Source organism: Enterococcus sp. RTP21361st1_A6_RTP21361_211029, from assembly GCF_040910045.1.
Taxonomy (GTDB): Bacteria; Bacillota; Bacilli; order Lactobacillales; family Enterococcaceae; genus Enterococcus_D; species Enterococcus_D gallinarum.
The window spans coordinates 1-3,378 of record NZ_JBDGBK010000155.1; the positions used below are offsets into that span (position 1 = coordinate 1).

At 33.8% G+C, this 3,378-nt stretch carries 3 protein-coding genes; all 3 read left to right on the forward strand.

Annotation, left to right across the window (positions count from 1 at the left end):
* The first annotated feature begins 237 nt into the window (after nucleotides 1-237).
* The 3 genes from AB5Z52_RS16285 to AB5Z52_RS16295 all read left to right on the forward strand — a co-directional run bounded on the left by AB5Z52_RS16285 (nucleotide 238) and on the right by AB5Z52_RS16295 (nucleotide 3,347).
* Nucleotides 238-1,011, forward strand: coding sequence for a MerR family transcriptional regulator (locus tag AB5Z52_RS16285; protein ID WP_368243981.1), 774 nt, complete (start codon nucleotides 238-240; stop codon nucleotides 1,009-1,011).
* Nucleotides 995-1,891, forward strand: coding sequence for a DUF2268 domain-containing protein (locus tag AB5Z52_RS16290; protein ID WP_368243980.1), 897 nt, complete (start codon nucleotides 995-997; stop codon nucleotides 1,889-1,891). The genes AB5Z52_RS16285 and AB5Z52_RS16290 overlap by 17 nt, the downstream gene beginning before the upstream one ends.
* Before the next feature lie 115 nt (nucleotides 1,892-2,006).
* Nucleotides 2,007-3,347, forward strand: a complete 1,341-nt coding sequence (locus AB5Z52_RS16295) for an ISL3 family transposase (RefSeq protein WP_368243979.1) — start codon at nucleotides 2,007-2,009, stop codon at nucleotides 3,345-3,347.
* The last annotated feature ends 31 nt before the right edge of the window (nucleotides 3,348-3,378 follow it).

Consider the following 3,378-nt stretch of genomic DNA (forward strand, 5'->3'; position numbering starts at 1 on the left):
GGGTATTCGGATTATCGTGTGGAACTCCCCAAATAAATAGATAATGTTTATCTTATCGTAAATCGGATAATAGTGTGGAATTATTACAAACCCTCCTAATTGCTCACAAAAAAACTCTCCATTTAATAATAAGTATTTCAATACAAAATCTCTTTTCATAAAGTATCTTCTTTCTATTGACTCTAACGTAACGTAATACTTTATAATGGTAATTGTAATTGAAGGAGGTGCAAAGTGATGGATATGAAGATAAAAGAAGTGGCAGAATTGGTTGGTGTTAGTATTCGTACACTTCATCATTATGATCAGATTGGATTGCTGACCCCAAAAGAAACCACTGATTCTGGTTATCGACTCTATTCAGAAGAAAACCTTGAAACATTACAACAAATTTTATTTTTCAAGGAACTTGGATTCACCTTAAAGGAAATTAAAAAGATTATTAACAGCCCTTCATTTAACCGACAAGAAGCATTGATTTTACAACGAAAAATGTTGATTGAGAAACGAAATAAAGTCGATAAAATGATTAAAACCATTGATAAGACGATTAAACATATGGCGGGAGAAATACAAATGACAAATGAAGAGAGGTTTGAGGGAATTAAATTTGGATTCAACCAATTTGAAGAAGAGGCTCGTCGCCGTTGGGGAAATCAATCTATCGATGAGATAAACACAAAACTAAAGGGAATGTCCAAAGATGAACAAAATGATTTATCTGATAGATGGGATATGATCTTCAATAAACTTGCATGCCTTCGTGATCAATCCCCCGAATCCCAAGAGGTACAAGCAACAATTAAAGAATGGTATGACTTTTTAAATAAAAACTTTAGTAAGTACTCTCTTGATGCCTTTTATGGATTAGGTCAACTCTATATTAATGATGAACGTTTCACAAAAAATATAGATCAGTATGGTGAGGGTTTAGCAAAACTCATGAGTGAGGCGATGAAGGTCTTTACGAATAATCAAATAAGAGGTGGTAGCAATGAAAATAATAATTGAGGACACAATTGAACAATACGAAAAATTGTTTTCAATGGAAGAAGATAAAGAAAATTTTTATCGGTACTCAATGATGAAGCCCTTTGAAAAGATGTGGAATATGATTAATGTTCCATTAAAGGCTAAGCAACCTAATGGGTATGATGTAATAATGGCTACAAATATGCTTGGCTATCTTAATGTATCAGATACTCAAACTGGAAGACAAGCATTAGAAAGTTTAAAAGAAATTCAGGCTCTTCAAACAGCTCATAGCACCTTGAATCATTGTATTGATTTTATTGAAAAAAATAATATAAATATTAACGCTGATGAATTGAGATTTGGTATGTATATAGCTGACCCGAAGAAGCTCGAATTACAAAAAGGTTATTGTGGTTTTGGAGGAATTCCAGGGTTTATTCAAGTATCTATTTACCCAAACTCCTATAATATTCCAAGGATTCCTGCTGTAATTGCACATGAATTCCATCATAATATCCGTTTTTCATATTTTGATTGGGATCATGGAGACGTTACTGTTGGTGATTACTTAATTATAGAGGGTTTAGCTGAGTCATTTGCAAAAGAAATTTATGGAGAAAATCTTTTAGGACCTTGGGTTACTTCTTTTGATAAAGAGGACTTAGAATATTCAAAAGAAGTTATAAAGGATGCTTTAGATATTAAAGGATTTGCTGAGGTCAGCAGTTATATGTTTGGTGATACCATTGCAAAGGAACAAGGCTATCAACCTGTTGGCTTATCACCATTTGCAGGTTATGCAGTAGGCTACCAAGCAGTACAGTCTTTCATGGAAACCAATAATGTGGGAATAGAAGAAGCTACCTTACTTGGCACAGATGAAATACTAAGCAATTGTGGACTGTTTTCTAAATAACCTGTTTGTACTAATGAAGGCATTACTGTGATAGCTAAGTAATGCCTTTCTTATTTAATTGCAATTCATATGATTTTCTTATTAAATGCTCAATAAAACAAAGGAAAATGAAATAATGACAACTAATATGCTCAATCTACCAAGTTTTAAGATTCTTGATATGAAGGAGAGTGAATATGATTATAGGTTCTTAGTTGAGACTATATTGCCACCTCCTTCTTATTGCCCAAAATGTGGTACGGTTGCTAATCTATATAAGCATGGTAAAAAGGAACAATTATTCTTTGATTTGCCGATGCACGCTAAACGAGTTGGGATCTTTGTTAAGAGACAACGTTACAAATGTAATGAGTGTGGGGCTACATTCTTTGAAAGTCTTCCAGATATAGATGAAGGGCGTTCTGTTACTAATAGGCTAATTAATTGGATTCAAGAAACAAGCCTTGAAATGACGTTTACCAGTGTTGCAGAAGAGATTGGCGTTGACGAAAAGACTGTACGAAACATCTTTAATGACTACGTTGATGAGCTTGAAGCTCAAACTGATTTTAGAACTCCTAAATGGCTTGGTATTGATGAAGTCCATTTACTTAAAAACTATCGTTGTGTCATCACAGATGTTGAAAACAAGTCAGTAATTGACATCTTACGAAAACGTAATAAAGATAATGTTATCAGTTATCTTTCAAAGCTCCAAGACATTGATAAAATTGAACTTGTAGCAATGGATATGTGGAATCCTTATAAGAGTGCTGTTAACACAGTGATACCACATGCCAAAATTGTAATTGACAAATTCCATGTCGTTAAATTAGCTAATGAAGCCTTAGAGAAAATCCGAAAAGCTAACCGTCAAAATGTTACAGCCAAAGAACGTAGACAACTGATGAGAGATCGTTATGTGCTTCTTACAAGGAGTAAAGACTTAACAGACTTTGATGACCAGATAAAGCTACAAGTATGGACTCAAAACTTTCCATTACTTGGACAGGCTTATGAACTCAAAGAGCAATTCTTTGACATCTATGAAGCTGAATCAATCAACGATGCCTATAAACTCTATCAAGATTGGGTGTCAAATGTACCTAAAGAATTAATGGCTTATTTTGAAGATCTGATTAAAGCTATGAGTAATTGGGAAGAAGAAATATTCAACTATTTCAATTCTCCTATTACAAACGCTTATACGGAATCCCTCAATCGTTTAATTAAGACAATGAACCATGTTGGTCGTGGTTACTCTTTTGAAGCCCTTAGAGCAAAGATTTTGTTTACTCAAGGCTATCGTAAAGTTAAAAAGAAAAAGAAATTCAAAGAAGTTGAAGTTACTTTTGGAAAAATGTTACCTGATCAATTCCCAAGTTGGTCACAAACTGGTTATGAATGGGTGTATGAAGAAATTTATGGTGCTGATTTTTCCACACTGTCTAAGGCTATGGAAGAGGGTACTTTTTAACCCTCTTTCCACACTATTTTCCGATTACCCT